The 17,085-nt window shown below is 68.5% G+C and carries 19 protein-coding genes; 5 read left to right on the top strand and 14 right to left on the bottom strand.

What is annotated here, in order from left to right; translation table 11 throughout:
* The first annotated feature begins 190 nt into the window (after nucleotides 1-190).
* The 3 genes from BUR99_RS15395 to BUR99_RS15405 are packed head-to-tail and all read left to right on the top strand — an operon-like array spanning nucleotide 191 to nucleotide 3,545.
* Nucleotides 191-673 carry an Lrp/AsnC family transcriptional regulator gene (locus tag BUR99_RS15395; protein WP_074261255.1) on the top strand — a complete coding sequence of 161 codons (483 nt, stop codon included), beginning with the start codon at nucleotides 191-193 and terminating at the stop codon, nucleotides 671-673.
* A 32-nt stretch (nucleotides 674-705) separates the two neighbouring features.
* Entirely contained in the window at nucleotides 706-2,094 is a 1,389-nt protein-coding gene (locus tag BUR99_RS15400) for an aspartate aminotransferase family protein (protein ID WP_394327845.1), read from the top strand.
* Nucleotides 2,094-3,545: an NAD(P)/FAD-dependent oxidoreductase gene (locus BUR99_RS15405; RefSeq protein ID WP_074261257.1), complete on the top strand. Its 1,452-nt coding sequence runs from the start codon at nucleotides 2,094-2,096 to the stop codon at nucleotides 3,543-3,545. The genes BUR99_RS15400 and BUR99_RS15405 overlap by 1 nt, the downstream gene beginning before the upstream one ends.
* Here BUR99_RS15405 and BUR99_RS15410 read toward each other — a convergent pair.
* Nucleotides 3,532-4,788 (bottom strand): DUF4192 domain-containing protein, encoded by a 1,257-nt coding sequence (locus BUR99_RS15410; RefSeq protein WP_074261258.1) that lies wholly within the window; start codon nucleotides 4,786-4,788, stop codon nucleotides 3,532-3,534. The genes BUR99_RS15405 and BUR99_RS15410 overlap by 14 nt on opposite strands.
* A gap of 78 nt (nucleotides 4,789-4,866) precedes the next feature.
* Here BUR99_RS15410 and BUR99_RS15415 point away from each other — a divergent pair, with 78 nt between their 5' ends.
* Nucleotides 4,867-5,358, top strand: coding sequence for a methylated-DNA--[protein]-cysteine S-methyltransferase (locus tag BUR99_RS15415; protein WP_074261259.1), 492 nt, complete (start codon nucleotides 4,867-4,869; stop codon nucleotides 5,356-5,358).
* The gene (locus BUR99_RS15420) at nucleotides 5,355-5,954 is read left to right on the top strand and encodes a DNA-3-methyladenine glycosylase I (protein WP_394327846.1); all 600 of its coding nucleotides are present in this window, start codon (nucleotides 5,355-5,357) and stop codon (nucleotides 5,952-5,954) included. Before BUR99_RS15415 ends, BUR99_RS15420 begins: the two co-directional genes overlap by 4 nt.
* 30 nt (nucleotides 5,955-5,984) lie before the next feature.
* On the opposite strand, the gene BUR99_RS15425 is transcribed toward BUR99_RS15420, so the two are convergent.
* From BUR99_RS15425 to BUR99_RS15485, 13 genes are all read right to left on the bottom strand, one after another.
* Complete coding sequence (locus BUR99_RS15425; RefSeq protein WP_074261260.1) at nucleotides 5,985-6,746, bottom strand: YaaA family protein; 762 nt, start codon at nucleotides 6,744-6,746, stop codon at nucleotides 5,985-5,987.
* Complete coding sequence (locus BUR99_RS15430) at nucleotides 6,746-7,318, bottom strand: P-loop nucleotide/nucleoside kinase family protein (protein WP_074261261.1); 573 nt, start codon at nucleotides 7,316-7,318, stop codon at nucleotides 6,746-6,748. Before BUR99_RS15430 ends, BUR99_RS15425 begins: the two co-directional genes overlap by 1 nt.
* Nucleotides 7,319-7,328: 10 nt before the next feature.
* Nucleotides 7,329-7,589, bottom strand: coding sequence for a F0F1 ATP synthase subunit epsilon (locus tag BUR99_RS15435; protein ID WP_074261262.1), 261 nt, complete (start codon nucleotides 7,587-7,589; stop codon nucleotides 7,329-7,331).
* 2 nt (nucleotides 7,590-7,591) lie between these two features.
* The gene (gene atpD / locus BUR99_RS15440) at nucleotides 7,592-9,055 is read right to left on the bottom strand and encodes a F0F1 ATP synthase subunit beta (protein WP_074261263.1); all 1,464 of its coding nucleotides are present in this window, start codon (nucleotides 9,053-9,055) and stop codon (nucleotides 7,592-7,594) included.
* Between the two features lie 23 nt (nucleotides 9,056-9,078).
* Nucleotides 9,079-9,990 carry a F0F1 ATP synthase subunit gamma gene (locus BUR99_RS15445; protein WP_074261264.1) on the bottom strand — a complete coding sequence of 304 codons (912 nt, stop codon included), beginning with the start codon at nucleotides 9,988-9,990 and terminating at the stop codon, nucleotides 9,079-9,081.
* Between the two features lie 94 nt (nucleotides 9,991-10,084).
* Entirely contained in the window at nucleotides 10,085-11,725 is a 1,641-nt protein-coding gene (atpA, locus tag BUR99_RS15450; protein ID WP_074261265.1) for a F0F1 ATP synthase subunit alpha, read from the bottom strand.
* 77 nt (nucleotides 11,726-11,802) lie between these two features.
* Nucleotides 11,803-12,597: a F0F1 ATP synthase subunit delta gene (locus tag BUR99_RS15455; protein WP_074261266.1), complete on the bottom strand. Its 795-nt coding sequence runs from the start codon at nucleotides 12,595-12,597 to the stop codon at nucleotides 11,803-11,805.
* A 3-nt stretch (nucleotides 12,598-12,600) separates the two neighbouring features.
* Nucleotides 12,601-13,164 carry a F0F1 ATP synthase subunit B gene (locus tag BUR99_RS15460; RefSeq protein ID WP_074261267.1) on the bottom strand — a complete coding sequence of 188 codons (564 nt, stop codon included), beginning with the start codon at nucleotides 13,162-13,164 and terminating at the stop codon, nucleotides 12,601-12,603.
* A gap of 28 nt (nucleotides 13,165-13,192) precedes the next feature.
* On the bottom strand, nucleotides 13,193-13,426 hold the full coding sequence (atpE, locus tag BUR99_RS15465; RefSeq protein WP_022888426.1) for an ATP synthase F0 subunit C: 234 nt from the start codon (nucleotides 13,424-13,426) through the stop codon (nucleotides 13,193-13,195).
* A 45-nt stretch (nucleotides 13,427-13,471) separates the two neighbouring features.
* Nucleotides 13,472-14,251: a F0F1 ATP synthase subunit A gene (gene atpB / locus BUR99_RS15470; RefSeq protein WP_234980882.1), complete on the bottom strand. Its 780-nt coding sequence runs from the start codon at nucleotides 14,249-14,251 to the stop codon at nucleotides 13,472-13,474.
* A gap of 181 nt (nucleotides 14,252-14,432) precedes the next feature.
* The gene (locus tag BUR99_RS15475; RefSeq protein WP_074261268.1) at nucleotides 14,433-14,909 is read right to left on the bottom strand and encodes a Cg1360 family ATP-synthase-associated protein; all 477 of its coding nucleotides are present in this window, start codon (nucleotides 14,907-14,909) and stop codon (nucleotides 14,433-14,435) included.
* Nucleotides 14,906-16,210, bottom strand: a complete 1,305-nt coding sequence (locus BUR99_RS15480; RefSeq protein WP_074261269.1) for an MraY family glycosyltransferase — start codon at nucleotides 16,208-16,210, stop codon at nucleotides 14,906-14,908. The genes BUR99_RS15475 and BUR99_RS15480 overlap by 4 nt, the downstream gene beginning before the upstream one ends.
* On the bottom strand, nucleotides 16,207-17,070 hold the full coding sequence (locus BUR99_RS15485) for an L-threonylcarbamoyladenylate synthase (RefSeq protein WP_084184056.1): 864 nt from the start codon (nucleotides 17,068-17,070) through the stop codon (nucleotides 16,207-16,209). Before BUR99_RS15485 ends, BUR99_RS15480 begins: the two co-directional genes overlap by 4 nt.
* Nucleotides 17,071-17,085: the final 15 nt, after the last annotated feature.

The raw sequence follows: 17,085 nt of genomic DNA on the forward strand, positions 1-17,085 counted from the left end.
GAGGGGTGCCACGTGGTCTCGTCTCATGGTCCGAGGGCGCCGGAATCCGGCCGGCGATGGGACCGGGCCGCATCGAGGCCCGCCGCGATCCGCAGCCGAAACCGGCGGATTGCTGTGGATTCAGTCGAATTCGCGCCGAAATTCAACGGAATCGCTTGCACGGACCATCCGTCACTGTCACAATCGTGGCATGACGAACAACGGGCGTTCTTCGCCGTCCCGACCCGTGCAGCTTGACGAGGTCTCGAAGGCGATCATCGAGCAGCTGCAGGCCGATGGGCGACGTTCGTACGCCGATGTCGGCAAGGCCGTCGGCCTGTCGGAGGCGGCCGTGCGCCAGCGCGTGCAGCGGCTCACCGAGTCGGGCGTGATGCAGATCGTGGCCGTGACCGACCCGATGCAGCTCGGCTTCACCACGCAGGCGATGATCGGCATCCGCACGGCGGGCGACACCCGCGTGCTCGCCACTCGACTCGCCGAGATCCCCGAGATCGACTACGTCGTGCTCACGGCCGGCAGCTTCGATGTGATGGCCGAGGTCGTCTGCGAGAACGACGACGAGCTGCTCGAACTCCTGAACACGCGCATCCGCGTGATCGAGGGCGTGCAGTCGACCGAGACGTTCGTCTACCTGAAGCTCCAGAAGCAGTTCTACAACTGGGGCACCCGCTGAGTCGGCGGGTGCTCATCGAGAAAGGGATGGCAATGACCGACACGGTCTACGACAACGACGTGCTGCAGCAGAAGGCGAAGGACCATCTCTGGATGCACTTCTCCCGGCAGTCCACCATGGAGACGTCGGGGGTGCCGATCATCACCCGCGGTCAGGGCCACCACATCTACGACGTCCAGGGCCGCGAGTACTTCGACGGCCTGGCCGGCCTCTTCGTCGTGAACGCGGGCCACGGGCGAGCGCGCCTCGCCGAGGTCGCCGCCAAGCAGGCCGAGCAGCTCGCCTTCTTCCCGATCTGGTCGTACGCCCACCCGTCGGCGATCGAGCTCGCCGACCGCCTGGCGGGCTACGCGCCCGCCGACCTGAACCGGGTCTTCTTCTCGACGGGCGGCGGTGAAGCCGTCGAGACGGCCTTCAAGCTCGCCAAGTACTACTGGAAGCTTCAGGGCCGTCCGACGAAGCACAAGGTGATCTCCCGCTCGGTCGCCTACCACGGCACCCCTCAGGGCGCCCTCGCGATCACCGGCATCCCCGGCATGAAGGAGATGTTCGAGCCGGTGACCCCCGGCGGGTTCCGCGTGCCGAACACGAACTTCTACCGCGCCGCCGAGATGGGCGCGCCCGCCGACGACCTCGAGGCCTTCGGCACCTGGGCTGCGAACCGCATCGAGGAGATGATCCTCTTCGAGGGCCCCGAGACGGTCGCCGCCGTCTTCCTCGAACCGGTGCAGAACTCGGGCGGATGCTTCCCGCCGCCCCCCGGCTACTTCAAGCGGGTGCGCGAGATCTGCGACCAGTACGACGTGCTCCTGGTCTCCGACGAGGTCATCTGCGCCTTCGGCCGCCTCGGCCACATGTTCGCGTGCGACGCCTACGGCTACGTGCCCGACATGATCACCTGCGCGAAGGCCATGACCTCGGGCTACTCCCCCATCGGCGCGACGATCGTCTCCGAGAAGATCTACGCCCCGTTCGCCGAGGGCAACACGTCGTTCTACCACGGCTACACGTTCGGCGGACACCCGGTGTCGGCCGCGGTGGCACTCGAGAACCTCGACATCTTCGAGGAGGAGAAGCTGAACGAACGCGTTCTGGAGAACTCGCCGCTGTTCCGCGCCGAGCTCGAGAAGCTGCTCGACCTGCCGATCGTCGGCGACGTGCGCGGCGACGGCTACTTCTTCGGCATCGAGCTCGTGAAGGACAAGGAGACGCGCGAGACCTTCGACGACGACGAGTCCGAGCGCCTGCTCCGCGGCTTCCTCTCGAAGGCGCTCTTCGACGCGGGCCTCTACTGCCGCGCCGACGACCGCGGCGACCCCGTGATCCAGCTGGCGCCGCCGCTCACGATCGGCCCGGCCGAGTTCGCCGAGATCGAGCAGAAGCTGCGCGGAGTGCTGACCGAAGCCTCCAACCGGCTCTGATGGCGGGGGCTCGCCCGACGGTGACGGATGCCTCACCGGATTCCTCCCATCGGGCGGGCTACTGGCTCGACGACCTGGTCGTGCGCGGGCTCGACGACCTCCGCCCGCGCGCGGCCCTCACCTCGAGCGCCCGGTTCGACGTCTGCCTGATCGGCGGCGGACTCACGGCGCTCTGGACCGCCTACGCCCTGATGCGGGCGGATCCGACCCTGCGCATCGCCGTACTCGAGCGCGAATTCTCGGGGTTCGGGGCCTCCGGCAGGAACGGCGGCTGGTGCTCGGCGCTGTTCCCCCAGTCGGCCGCGTCGATCGAACGCGAGCACGGCTACGAGCAGGCGGTCGCGATGCGCCGTGCGATGCTCGACACGGTCGACGAGGTCGGCCGAGTCACCGCACGCGAGGGCATCGACTGCGACTTCGTGAAGGGCGGCTCCGTCACCTTCGCGCGGAGCGATTCGCAGCGCGAACTCGCCGTCGCCGAGGTCGACGACGCACGCCGGTTCGGAGTCGACGCGCTCGAGTACTGGGACGAGAGCACCGTCGGGGCAAGGTTCGCTGCGACCGGTCTCGACGGCCGCGCGCCCGACGCGGTCTTCGATCCGTCGTGCGCACGGGTGCACCCGGCCAAGCTCGTGCGCGGCCTCGCTCGTGTCGTCGAGGAGCTCGGCGTCTCGGTGTTCGAGCAGACCGAGGTCGTCGACTGGTCGGCTGGTCGGGTGCGGTTCCGCTCGCTCGACGGCAGCGATTCGGAGGGCATGGTCTCGGCACGACACGTGATCGTCGCGACCGAGGGCTATGGCGCGAGCCTTCCGCGCGTGCGCCGTCGCATCCTGCCCCTCTACTCGCTCATGATCGCCACCGAACCACTGCCCGACGATGTCTGGGACGAGATCGGCCTCGCGCACGGCACGACGTTCAGCGACTTCCGCCATCTGCTCGTCTACGGACAGCGCACCGCCGACAACCGGTTCGCCTTCGGCGGTCGAGGCGCGAGCTATCACTGGGGCAGCGCCCTGGATCCCGCGTTCGAACAGGTGGAGGCCGTCTTCGGACGGCTGCGCGCCGCCCTCTCCGAACTCTTCCCCGCGATCAGCGGCGCCCGCATCACCCATCGATGGGGCGGCCCGCTCGGCGTCGCTCGCGACTGGAACGCGACCGCGAGCTACAACCCCAAGACCGGCGTGGGCTTCGCGGGCGCCTACGTCGGCGACGGCCTCTCGACCACGAATCTCGCCGGCCGGACCATGGCCGACCTCGTGCGCGGCGTGCAGAGCAGCCTGACCGACCTCCCCTGGGTGAATCACCGATCACCGCTGTGGGAGCCGGAGCCACTGCGGTACCTCGGTGCGAACCTCGGCGTGCTCGGCATGCGATTCTCCGACGCAGAGGAGCGGCTCACCGGCCGGACGTCGTTGCTCGCCCGCGCCGTCGGCGGGCTCACCGGCCATTGAACGCCCACTCGGGCAGCGTGCCGCTGCCGACGAGTGCGTTGAGCAGACCCGCCATCGAATGATCGGGATCGATCTCCAGGGCGCGATCGAGGTACGCCCCGGCCGCCGAGCCCCGACCGAGCGACCACGCGAGCCACGCGGCGATGCAGAGCGGGCCGACGCGATGCGCTGACGGCGCGTTCGCGATCAGCCGACGCAGCAGTGCGAGCGCCCGCTCGACCCGACACGCGTCGGGGCGCAGTTGCGACTGACCGACCATGAGCCGCGCGAGCATCTCGCTCACCTCGCCGATCGTTCCGGTCGCGGACTCCCGCACGACGAGGGTCTCGATCGTCTCGTCGAGGTCGGCCGCGCGCTCGGCCGTGGCGACCGCGTCATCGTGCGCCGCCTCGCCGATGAGCGCGCCGAACCCGATCTGCAGCATCATGGCGTCGCGCATGGCGGGAACGGACGCGAGATGCAGGAACCAGGCGAGGCGGAGCGGCGGATGCGCGGCGTCGCGCACGAGCAGCGTCTCGACGAGCGCGACCGGGTCGGCGTTCTCGGCCAGCCGCCGCAGCGCGTCGTCACGCCCGACGCCGGTGAGCCGGGCGAGCGATTCGGCGAGTCGAGCGGCGACCTCGGGCTCGGGCTCCGGCAGGTCCGCGCTCGCGGCCGGCGACGAGGCCACCACCTCCCCCGCGTCGGCGGCGAGACGCAGCACCGGGCTCTCGTCGACGAGGGCGAGCGGATGCCCCGTGGCCGGCGTCGCCGGATCGCGCAGCGACCCCCATCCGTCGGACGCCCGGCACAGCGCATCGCGCACGAGGAATCCGGCCTCCTCGGCACGTGCGGTGAGCATTCCGAGCAGCGGGCGCTCCGGCATCCCCCGGCCCGCACCGAAGCCGGCGTCGGTGTACACGATCGGCACGACCGCGTCGACGCCGTGCATCCGGCACAGCGTGCCGACGATCATGGCCACGAGCGGTGCACGATCGCGCGCCCGTCGTGGGAGGTCGTGCCGCAGCACGCCGGCCGTGCGGTTGCCGCTGAACGCCACGCACACGAGCGAGCGCTGCGGCTGGAATCCGGCCAGCGACGGAACGAGGGCGAGGAAGTCGTGCGCCGCTTCGGCGCGGATGATGGTCGTCATGCGCCGAGCATCGACCGCTGCTGCAGCTCCGTCGGCGCCCGCCTCGGGTCCGTACCCGATCGAGACGAGATCGCCGATGTGGAGGAGGAGTCGCGACGACTCCTCCTCCACAGCGCGACGATCGGGCTCGTGCTGCGCGATGTCCGATTCCCGCGAGCCGGTGTCGGACGCCGCGGTTACGCTCGAATCATGACGAACGTGTACCTCATCCGCCTCGACAGCCCGATCGGACGACTCGAACTCGTCGCCGACGACGATGCCGTCACGAGCCTCTCCATCGAGAGCGGCGGCGTGCTCCCCCACGACGACGCTCCCGAACATCCCAACGATGTGCTCCGCGCGGCTCGCGAACAGCTCGACGAGTACTTCGCGGGGCAGCGCCTCGACTTCGACGTTCCGGTGCGACTGACCGGCACCGCCTTCCAGCAGGCCGTCTGGGCCGAGCTCGAGCGCCTGCATTGGGGCGAGGCCACCTCCTACGGCGCCCTCGCCGCTGCGGTCGGCAAGCCGGGTTCCGCCCGGGCCATCGGCGGCGCGGTCGGCGCGAACCCCGTGCCGATCATCGTGGGCTGCCACCGCGTGCTCGCGAGCGACGGCCGCATCACCGGGTACTCCGGCGGCGAAGGCGTTCCCACGAAGCTCTGGCTGCTCGGCCACGAGCAGATCGGCTTCGCCGCGTGAGCGTCATTCCCCGGCCCGAGATCATCGTCGGCGACGACGGACTCGCCCGATGCGGGTGGGGCGCCACCGACCCCGAGTACCGCCGATACCACGACGAGGAGTGGGGCACGCCCCAGCACGATCCGATCCGGCTCTTCGAGAAGGTCTGCCTCGAGGGGTTCCAGGCGGGTCTGTCGTGGATCACGATCCTTCGGCGTCGTCCGGCGTTCCGCGAGGTCTTCCACGGATTCGACGCCGAGCGTGTCGCCGCGATGACCGACGCCGATGTCTCACGCCTGCTCGGCGACGAGCGCATCATCCGTCACCGCGGCAAGATCGAGGCGACGATCCAGAACGCCCGTGCCACGCTCGCGCTCGATGTGCCCATCGACGAGCTGCTCTGGAGCTTCGCGCCGCCACCCCGTGCCACGGCACCGGCCACATTCGCCGACGTGCCGGCGACCACGCCCGAGTCCGTGGCCATGAGCAAGGAGCTGCGCCGTCGCGGATTCCGCTTCGTCGGGCCGACCACGATGTACGCGCTCATGCAGGCGGCGGGCATGGTCGACGATCACCTCGCAGGGTGCCACCGATCGGCGCGTGCCGCCGCGGCATGATCGCCTCGCCGACCGCGGCCGCAGCCTCGGTCAGGCGACGAGTTCGAGTTCGCGAACTCCCGCACCGATCGGCTCAGGGCTGAGCGAGAGAGAGAAACCGGCCTCGTGCGCCCAGTCGATGAGCTCCTCGATCGACTCGACCTGCGGCTGCGCAGTCAGCACGGCGCGGGTGAAGAGCCCCTTCGCACGCTTGTTGAAGTGGTTCAGCGCGCGCTTCCGACCGGAACCGTCGACGGAGACGACGCGCACGAACGCCGCGTCGGCGTGCACAGGAACCGGGCCGAGTTCGACGTACGCCTCGGAACGGAGGTCGAGCAGCAGACCGCCGGCCGCCTCGAGGGCCGCCGTGTTCGGTGCTCGCCACAGCGCCTTCATCCGCACGCCCGGCAGGCGCGAATCGTGCGAGAGCCGGTAGGCCGGAATCGCGTCCATCGCCCCGAGCAGGCCGAACAGCGCGGAGTGCACGACCACGTGGTCGGCGGCATAGGCGCGAGCACCGGCATCGAGCGTCGGGGCATCGAGGGCATCGAAGAGCACACCCGTGTACCGGTCGAGCGCGGGCATGGTGGGTGAATCGAGCAGGTGCCGATTCCGCTCGACCTCGTGCGCCTGCCGAGGTCCGAGCTTCAGCGCCCGCATCATGTCGGCGGGGTCGTGCGCGAGCGCGACCACGGCCGCGGTCGTCTCAGCCCGAACCGGGGTGAGGGAACCGAACGAGAGTGCGCGGAGGTCGAGCGCGACATCGACGCCGCCGTCGCGCTTGGTCTCGGACGGCGGAAGCAGCAGCCGCACTACGAACCGATGAAGGCGAGCGCCGCGTCGACGTTCGATCCGAGCGACCCGACGCTGTCGATCGTCACCCGTGGCAGCGCCGAAGACGGGCCGGTCCAGGCTGCGTAGCCCTCGAGGCTCTGCTCGACCGCGCGCCAGGTGGTCTCCTCGAGGTGCGGGAGGCCTCGCTCGCGCTTCTCGAGCCGGGATCGGTGCAACTCCTCATCGGAGCACACGACCTCGATCACCCGGAGCCGCACGTCGGCTCGCTCCGCGAGGTCGCGCCACTGCAGGCGAGCCGCCTCGCCGGCGTTGACCGCGTCGACGATCACCGTACGGCCCGAGTCGAGCTCCTTCTCGGCGATCTCCTCGGCCACGAGGTATGCCGCGAGGCCCGTCGGCTGGTCGGCGTCGATGCCGGCCCGCAGGATGGCGGACTCGATCGGATCGACCGACACGACCGTGGCGCCGAGGCGGGCGCCGACGATCTCTCCGATCGTCGACTTACCCGCACCCGGCAACCCGGCCATGACGATGAGCTGGGTGACACTCAGGTCACCGAACTGGCGTTCGATCGGCTGCTCCCCCTGCATCCGTTACTCCTCAGACGAGTTCGGCGCGGGACGCGACGACCTGCACCGCGTTCGCCTGCACCGACAGGAATCCATCTTCGGCGTTGGCGGTGATCTTCTCACCGCCGGGCAGGGTGACCCGCACCTCGCCGCCGGCGAGGATCGCGAGCATCGGCTCGTGACCCGGCAGAATGCCGATCTCGCCTTCGACGGTGCGTGCCACCACCATGGTCGCCTCGCCCGACCAAACCTGCTGGTCGGCCGAGACGACACTCACGTTGAGGCTGGCCATGCTCAGCCGTTCTCCTTCTGGATCTGCGCCCACTTCTCTTCGACGTCGGAGATGCCACCGACGTTGAAGAAGGCCTGCTCGGCCACGTGGTCGAACTCGCCCTTGGCGATCGCGTCGAACGACTCGATCGTGTCCTTGAGCGGAACCGTCGAACCCTCGACACCGGTGAACTTCTTCGCCATGTAGGTGTTCTGCGAGAGGAACTGCTCGATACGGCGCGCACGCGACACCGTGATCTTGTCTTCCTCGGAGAGCTCGTCGACACCGAGGATCGCGATGATCTCCTGCAGTTCCTTGTTCTTCTGGAGGATCTGCTTGACCGTCGTGGCAACGCGGTAGTGGTCCTCGCCCAGGTAACGGGGGTCGAGGATGCGCGAGGTCGAGGTCAGCGGGTCGACGGCCGGGTAGAGACCCTTCGACGCGATGGCGCGGGAGAGCTCGGTCGTCGCGTCGAGGTGCGCGAACGTCGTGGCCGGGGCCGGGTCGGTGTAGTCGTCGGCGGGGACGTAGATCGCCTGCAGCGAGGTGATCGAGTGTCCACGCGTCGAGGTGATGCGCTCCTGCAGAACGCCCATCTCGTCGGCGAGGTTCGGCTGGTAGCCCACGGCCGACGGCATGCGGCCGAGCAGCGTCGAGACCTCGGAGCCGGCCTGCGTGAAGCGGAAGATGTTGTCGATGAAGAGCAGCACGTCCTGCTTCTGCACATCGCGGAAGTACTCCGCCATGGTCAGGGCCGACAGGGCCACGCGAAGACGCGTTCCCGGCGGCTCGTCCATCTGGCCGAAGACGAGCGCGGTCTTGTCGAAGACGCCCGCCTCCTCCATCTCGTGGATGAGGTCGTTGCCCTCACGGGTGCGCTCGCCGACACCGGCGAACACCGACACACCACCGTGGTCCTGCGCAACGCGCTGGATCATCTCCTGGATGAGGACGGTCTTGCCGACACCGGCACCACCGAAGAGGCCGATCTTTCCACCCTGCACGTACGGCGTGAGGAGGTCGATGACCTTGATGCCGGTCTCGAACATCGAGGTCTTCGACTCGAGCTGGTCGAAGGCCGGAGCCTTGCGGTGGATCGGCCAGCGCTCGGTGATCTCGATCTGCTCGCCGGGCGCTGCGTTCAGCACCTCGCCGATGACGTTGAAGACCTTGCCCTTGGTGACGTCGCCGACGGGCACCGAGATCGAGGCACCCGTGTCGGTGACCTCCTGGCCGCGGACGAGTCCATCGGTCGGGTTCAGGGCGATCGCGCGAACCAGGTCGTCACCGAGGTGCTGTGCGACCTCGAGGGTCAGCACGGTGGTGACGCCGTCGATCGTGATCTCGGTCTTCAGCGCGTTGTAGATCGGGGGGATCGAGTCGTGCGGGAACTCGATGTCGACGACGGGGCCGGTGACCCGGGCGACGCGGCCGACGGCGCCGGCCACAGGCGCGGCCGCGGCCGGGGCGGTAGCGGTGTCAGTCATGTGTTCTCTCTCTTCGTAAGGGGCTACTTGGCGGACGACAGCGCGTCAGCGCCGCCCACGATCTCGGAAATCTGCTGGGTGATCTCGGACTGGCGCGCATTGTTCGCCAGACGCGTGTAGTCGGTGATGAGCTTGTCGGCGTTGTCGCTGGCCGACTTCATCGCCTTCTGCGTCGCGGCGTGCTTGGCCGCCGACGACTGCAGCATCGCGTTGTAGATGCGGCTCTCGATGTAGACCGGCAGCAGGCCGTCGAGGACGGTCTCGGCATCGGGCTCGAACTCGTAGAGCGGGAAGACCTCGTGCTTCGTCGAGGAGGCCGGAGGGGCCTCGTCGCTCTCGACGACCTCGAGCGGGAGCAGGCGGGTGACCACCGGAACCTGCGTGATGCGGCTCACGAAGCGGTTGTAGACGATGTGGATCTCGTCGACGCCGCCGTCGCTCGCGTCCCGGAGGAACGCCTCGAGCACCGCGTCGGCGATCTCCTTCGCCGTGTCGAAGTCGGGGTTGTCGGTGCCACCGATCCAGCTGCGCTCGAAGGCGCGGTGCCGGAAGTTGAAGTAGCCGACGGACTTGCGACCGACGAGGAAGTACTCGACCGACTTGCCCTGGCTCTTCAGGAGCTCGGTGAGCTCCTCGGCTTCACGCAGCACCTGCGAGTTGAAGGCACCGGCCAGACCGCGGTCCGACGTGAAGATCACGATCGCGGCGCGATCGATGCGCTCCGGCTCGGTCGTCAGCACGTGAGCCACGTTCGAGTAGCTCGCGACTGCCGAGACTGCTCGAGTGATGGCGGTCGAGTACGGCTCCGACGCCGCAACGCGCGCCTGAGCCTTCTGGATCCGCGAGGCGGAGATGAGCTCCATCGCCCGCGTGATCTTCTTGGTCGTCTGGGCAGATTTGATCTTCTGCCGGTAGACCCGAAGCTGCGCTCCCATGTTTCTCCTGTGTCCTGTCTTCCTGGTACTGAGGCTCTCGACTCGACCCCGTGAGGTCAGTTCCCGTCGAGAGCCTCAGGGAACCTCGGAATGACTAGCGGCGACCCTTGACGATCTTCTCCTGGACGACCTCTTCTTCAGCGATCGCCTCGAACTGCTCGGAACCGACCGAGGCGAGCGGCTTGCCCTCGCCGGTCTGGAACTCGAGCTTGAACGTGTCGACCGCCGCAGCGAGTTCGGCCGCGGTCTCGTCGGAGAGCACGTTGGTCTCGCGGAGCGAGTTGAGCACCTCGGTGTTGCGGGCGAGGTAGTCGTGCAGCTCGCTCTCGAAACGGAGGATGTCTTCAACGGGAACCTCGTCGAGCTTGCCGTTGGTGCCGGCCCAGATCGAGACGACCTGCTTCTCGACCGACATCGGCGAGTACTGCGGCTGCTTCAGCAGCTCGGTGAGGCGTGCGCCTCGAGCGAGCTGACGACGGCTGGCGGCGTCGAGGTCGGATGCGAACATCGCGAACGCCTCGAGCGAGCGGTACTGCGCGAGCTCGAGCTTCAGCGTGCCGGAGACCTTCTTGATCGACTTGACCTGTGCGTCACCGCCGACTCGCGAGACCGAGATGCCCACGTCGACAGCCGGACGCTGGTTCGAGTTGAACAGGTCGGACTGGAGGAAGATCTGGCCGTCGGTGATCGAGATCACGTTGGTCGGGATGTACGCCGAGACGTCGTTCGCCTTGGTCTCGATGATCGGGAGGCCCGTCATCGATCCGGCGCCGAGCTCGTCGGAGAGCTTCGCGCAACGCTCGAGCAGACGCGAGTGCAGGTAGAAGACGTCACCGGGGTACGCCTCGCGTCCCGGCGGGCGACGCAGGAGGAGCGACACGGCGCGGTAGGCCTCGGCCTGCTTCGACAGGTCGTCGAAGATGATGAGGACGTGCTTGGAGTCGTACATCCAGTGCTGGCCGATGGCCGAGCCGGTGTACGGAGCGAGGTACTTGAAGCCGGCCGGGTCGGAGGCGGGAGCCGCGACGATGGTCGTGTACTCCATGGCTCCGGCGTCTTCGAGGGCGCCCTTCACCGAGGCGATGGTCGAGCCCTTCTGGCCGACGGCGACGTAGATGCAGCGAACCTGCTTCGACGGGTCGCCCGTCTCCCAGTTGGCCTTCTGGTTGATGATCGTGTCGATCGCGATGGCCGTCTTGCCGGTCTGGCGGTCGCCGATGATGAGCTGACGCTGGCCGCGGCCGACGGGGATCATCGCGTCGATGGCCTTGATGCCGGTCTGCAGCGGCTCGTGCACCGACTTGCGCTGCATGACGCCGGGCGCCTGCAGCTCGAGGGCGCGACGGCCCTCGATGCCGGTGATCTCGCCGAGGCCGTCGATCGGGTGGCCGAGCGGGTCGACGACACGACCGAGGTAGCCCTCGCCGACGGGGACGGAGAGGACCTCGCCGGTGCGGGTCACCTCCATGCCCTCTTCGATGCCGGTGAACTCGCCGAGCACGACGACGCCGATCTCGTCTTCGTCGAGGTTCTGCGCGAGACCGAGCGTGCCGTCCGCGAAGCGGATCAGCTCGTTCGCCATGACCGAGGGAAGACCTTCGACGTGCGCGATGCCGTCGCCGGCGTCGGTGACGTACCCGACCTCGGTCTTCTCCGCCTGTCCCGGCTCGTACGACGAGACGAACTCCGAGAGAGCCGAACGGATCTCGTCGGGGCTGATGGTGAGTTCTGCCATTGTCTTTTCCCTTTTTCTGTACCGGTTGTACAGCTACTGGTGTGTCACGGCGCGAGCGCCGGTCGTTTCAACCGGCGTCAGCCGGCAAGCTTCTGCCGCAGCGAACTGAGGCGCGAGGCGACGCTGCCGTCGATGACGTCGTCGCCGATCTGCACGCGGATCCCGCCGAGCACGGCGGGATCGACGATGGTGTCGAAGCGGACACGGCGGCCCGCCTGGACGGCGAGGCCCTGCTCGAGCCGGCCCAGCTGGGCGGCGGTGAGCGGAACGGCACTCGTGACCGTCGCGATGTCGAATCCGCGCTGGTCGGCCACGACGGATGCCCCGTGGCGGAGCAGCTCGCCGATGCGACGGCCGCGAGGCTGCTGCACGAGGTGCCGCACGATCACGACGGTCTGCGGCGATGCCTTGCCGGTCAGGAGCCGGTCGACGATCTGCGTCTTGGCCGCGGTCTCGCCGAGCTTCGACCCGAGCGCGAGCTCGAGTTCGGCGTCGTTCGCGACGGCACGCTCGAAGGCGAGCAGTTCGGCGTCGAGGTCGACGTCGTCGGGAGCGGAGTCCGCGGCGACGCGGATGCCGATCTCTTCGATGCCGGCCAGGAAGTCGTCGCCCGACGACCACCGGCGCGAAGCCGCGCTCACGAGGAGCGAGGCGGCCTCGGCCGGGATGCGGGAGCCGAACACGGCCTCGACGAGCGCGCGCTTCTGCGCGACGTCGGCCTCGGTGTCGATGAGAGCCGTGCGCAGGTGCGCGGACTCGCCGATGACCCGGCCGGCGGCGAGGAGGGCCTCGGCGACCGGAAGGTCGGCACGGCCGAGCTCCGCGAGCGCGGCCTTCGAGCCGGCCAGGGCCTCTCTCGTAGCGCTACCCATGGACTACTTCTTCCCTCCGGCGGCGGCCTCGGAGGCCTCCAGTTCGGCGAGGAAGCGGTCGACGACCGCGGTCGCCTTGGCGTCGTCGGTGAGCGACTCGCCGATGACCCCGGAAGCGAGGTCGATGGCGAGCGTGCCCACCTCGGAGCGGAGCGTGACGAGTGCCGTCTGGCGCTCCGCCTCGATCTGCGCCTGCGCGCTCGCGGTGACGCGAGCGGCCTCGACGGTCGCGGCATCCTTCGCCTCGGCGACGATCTTCTTGCCGTCGTCGCGAGCCGTCTCGCGGATGCGACCGGCTTCGGTGCGCGCGTCGGCGAGCTGGGCGGTGTACTCCTCGAGAGCCGCCTCTGCCTTGCGCTGCGCCTCGTCGGCCTTCGCGATGTTGCCCTCGATCGCCTCGCCCCGCTCATCGAGCAGCTTCTGCACGCGCGGAAGCACGTACTTCCAGAAGAAGATGAGGATGATGACGAAGCAGACCGACGACCAGATGATGTCGTACCACTCCGGAATCACCGGGCTGTGGGTCTCGCCACCCTCGGTTGCAGCGCTCAGTACTGCTTGAAGCACGTTGGCCTCCTCAGTTGGGGCGGGTGGATCAGACGAAGATGAAGTAGGTGGCGATGCCGATGAAGGCGAGCGCCTCGGTGAAGGCGATACCGATCCACATCAGCACCTGGAGGCGGCCGGCCAGCTCGGGCTGGCGGGCGACGCCCTCGATCGTCTTGCCGACGACGATGCCGACGCCGATGGCCGGGCCGATGGCGGCGAGGCCGTAGCCGACCGTCGCGATGTTGCCGTTGATCTCAGCGAGAACGGTGGTTGCGTCCACGTTGGGTTTCCTTTCCTAGGGAATGTTCTGGGCGGATGCCCGGGCTCAGTGCTCTTCTGCGACCGCGAGCTGGATGTAGACCGCGGTGAGAAGTGCGAAGACGTACGCCTGCAGGACGGCGACGAGGACCTCGAACAGCGTGAACGCGAGGCCGAAGGCCAGCGTTCCGACACCGAGCAGGGTCCACCATCCGCTCATCGTCACGACGAAGAACTGCGTCGCCGCGAAGAAGAGCACCAGCAGGAGGTGGCCGACGATCATGTTCATCATGAGTCGGAGCGTGAGGGTGATCGGGCGGATGATGAACGTCGAGATGAACTCGATCGGCGTGACGATGATGTACACCGGCCACGGCACACCCGAGGGGAAGAGCGAGTTCTTGAAGAAGTTCTTGGGGCTCTTCTTGACACCCGCGTAGATGAAGGTGACGTACGCGACGATCGCGAGCACGAGCGGCACGCCGATGACGGAGGTGCCGGCGATGTTCAGGAACGGGATGACACCTGTCAGGTTCATGAACAGGATCATGAAGAACATGGTCGTGAGGATCGGCAGGAACCGCTTGCCGTCCTTCTTGCCGAGCAGGTCGTCGGCGATGTTCACGCGCACCATGTCGAGACCCATCTCGACGAGGCTCTGGAACCGACCGGGCACGACGCTCATGCGACGGGTGCCGAGCCAGAACACGAGCAGCAGGGCGATGACCGCGACGTAGCGGACCAGCATGATGCGGTTGATCTCGAAGGGGGTGTCTTCGAAGAGCAGCGGCCCGGGGAAGAACTCATTGATCGACGGCCCGTGGAAGCCACCATCGTCGGTTGACATCGGAACCAGCAGGTTCAGAGCGTTAGCTAGCAGCGCTTTCTCCTGTTTCGGGGCGTGGAGCTCGGCTCTCGCGGCGACGAACATGGACCTCGGCAGCCCGTGCGCGAGCAGGGCAGAACCGTGGGGGGATCCCCATTACTCTAGCAATACTTCGGGCTGCCGACGAATCGCCGAGACGGCCTCACTCTTCCGTGGGCGCCTTCGGCAGTTCGACGTCGCTGACGTACGGCAGGCGCGACTTCGCGACGACGATGACGTCGACGGCGAGCGACGCGAGCACCCCTGCCACGAGGCTGAGGAAGAGCGCCGTCGTGTTCAGCCACTCGGCGTCGCGCAGCACCACGACGAGCACGATGAAGACGATGAACTTCAGGATCCAGCCGCCGAGCACGATGCCGAAGAACGCCCCGACGAAGAGGTCGCTCGAGGCGAAGCGATTGGCGGCGAGGATGCTCGCGGCGGTGATGCCCATGAAGACGACGGCCATGAGCGTGCCGATGAGCGCGCCCAGAAGGCCCGGCACGCCGGCGAGCACGTAGCCGAGGATCGCGCCGACGACGAGGATCACCCCGGCGAGGATGCCGCCCCAGACGAGCGCCCTCCTCAGGACTGGGTTCGAGGTCGGCGTGCGGTCGGCTTCGGGTCGTGCGTCGTTCATCGTGCTCCAGGTTCGGGGTCGCTGGATTCTACCGAGCCGTCCTGAGCGGACGCCGGGCTGCGCGAGCCGTCGAGCGCGACGGATGCCTCGGCGCCCGCGAGCTCGTCGAGCCCCGCGATCTCCGCTTCGGGGATCTCGTCGACGGCCACCGCCTCGGCGGCGACCGTGAGTCGCTTGCGGCGACCGAGGGGGGCGAGCGTGATCACGGCGCAGATGACGAAGCCGATGAACAGCGCGAGGAGCGCCCAGAGCGACGAGATCTTGAAGTAGACCGGGAAGACGTAGGTGAGGAGGCATCCGATCGAGGCGACCGCGGTCCAGCCGTAGAGGATCAGCACCGCGTGGAGGTGCGAGTGGCCCATGTCGAGCAGTCGGTGGTGCAGGTGCTTGCGGTCGGCCGAGAACGGCGACTTGCCGGCGCGGAGGCGGCGGATGACCGCGAGCCCGAAGTCGAGCAGCGGGATCACGAGCACCGCGAACGGCAGCAGGATCGGGATGAACGCCGCCACGAACTGGTTCAGCCCGACTCCCGTGGGGTTCAGTTGACCGGTGACCGCGACGGCGGAGGTGGCCATGAGGAGCCCGATGAGCAGGGCGCCCGCGTCGCCCATGAACAGCTTCGCGGGGTGCCAGTTGAGCGGCAGGAACCCGGCGCATGCGCCGACCAGGATGATGGCCACGAGCGAGGCGAGGTTGAAGTAGTTCGTCGGCGACGTCTGCTGCACGAGCAGGTACGAGTAGAGGAAGAACACGCCGTTCGCGATGAGGGCGACGCCGGCGACGAGCCCGTCGAGCCCGTCGATGAAGTTCACGGCGTTCATCACGAGCACGATGACGAAGACGGTGATGATCGCGAACATCCACGACGAGCCGACCGTGATGCCGCCGATCGGCAGCGACACGATCGAGACGCCCTGCCAGGTGATGAGGCCCGCGGCGAGGAACTGGGCGGCGAGCTTCGTCGTCCAGTCGAGGTCCCAGATGTCGTCGGCGACGCCGACGATCACGATGAGGAGCGCGGCGCCCAGGATCGCGAGGATCTGGCCCGGGTTCTGGAAGACGATCGCGATGTTCGAGAACCGCGAGGAGCCGAGCGTGGAGACGAACGCCGCCGCGCCGAAGGCGATGAGGATGCCGACGAACATCGCGACGCCGCCGAGACGCGGCGTCGGCCGCGTGTGCACGTCGCGCTCGCGGATCTTCGGGTAGAGCTTGTACTTGAGGCTCAGCTTCCAGACGATGATCGATCCGCCGAAGGTGACGAGCGCCGTCAGCAGGGCGATGGCCAGGAAGAGGGTCATGAGGCGGCAGCGTCCCCGTCGTCGGCGGACGTCGCGGACTCGGCGGCCGACACGGCGGCCGGTTCGGCCGTGGCGGCCGCGGCGGCCGCGGCCTCGGCCTCGACGGGTGCGTCAGCCTCGGCCGGCTGGTCGGCCTCATCGGCCGCGGGCTCGCCCTCGGCGGCACGCTCGGGCTCGAGGAGGTCCTCCCCCACGACCGCGGCGATGCGCTCGCGCGAGATCACTCCGGCGCGCACGATGCGGAGCCGTCCGCCTTCGCGGGCGAGGCCGGTCGCGTCGACGATCGTCGACGAGGTGTCGCCCTCGCGTTCGCCGATGGCCTCGTACGACCCGCCGGCCGATCCGCCGTCGAGGTAGACGCTCACCGAGTCGCCGAGCATGTCGGCGGCATCCGCCGCCGTGGTGGCGGACGGCTCGCCCGAGAGGTTCGCCGACGACACCGCGAGCGGGCCCGTCTCGGCGAGGAGTTCGAGGGCGATGGGGTTCGCCGGCATGCGGAGCGCGACGGTGCCGCGCGTCTCGCCGAGATCCCACTGCAGCGACGGCTGGGCGTGGAGGATCACGGTCAGCCCGCCGGGCCAGAACTCGCCCACGAGCTCGCGCACCGCGGGCGGCACCTCGCTCGCGAGGGCGTCGAGCGTCGGGATGCCGGGGATCAGCACGGGCGGCGGCGAGGTGCGGTCGCGCCCCTTCGCGTCGAGGAGCCGGGAGACGGCCTTCGGCGCGAACGCGTCGGCGGCGACGCCGTAGACCGTGTCCGTGGGGATGACGACGAGCTCCCCGCGCCCGATGGCGCTTCGTGCGAGGCGCATGCCGGTGAGGAGCTCTGAGTCGACCGAACAGTCGTAGATGGCAGTCATGACCTGCCGATTCTA

The organism is Agromyces cerinus subsp. cerinus, assembly GCF_900142065.1.
GTDB classification, from domain to species: Bacteria; Actinomycetota; Actinomycetes; order Actinomycetales; family Microbacteriaceae; genus Agromyces; species Agromyces cerinus.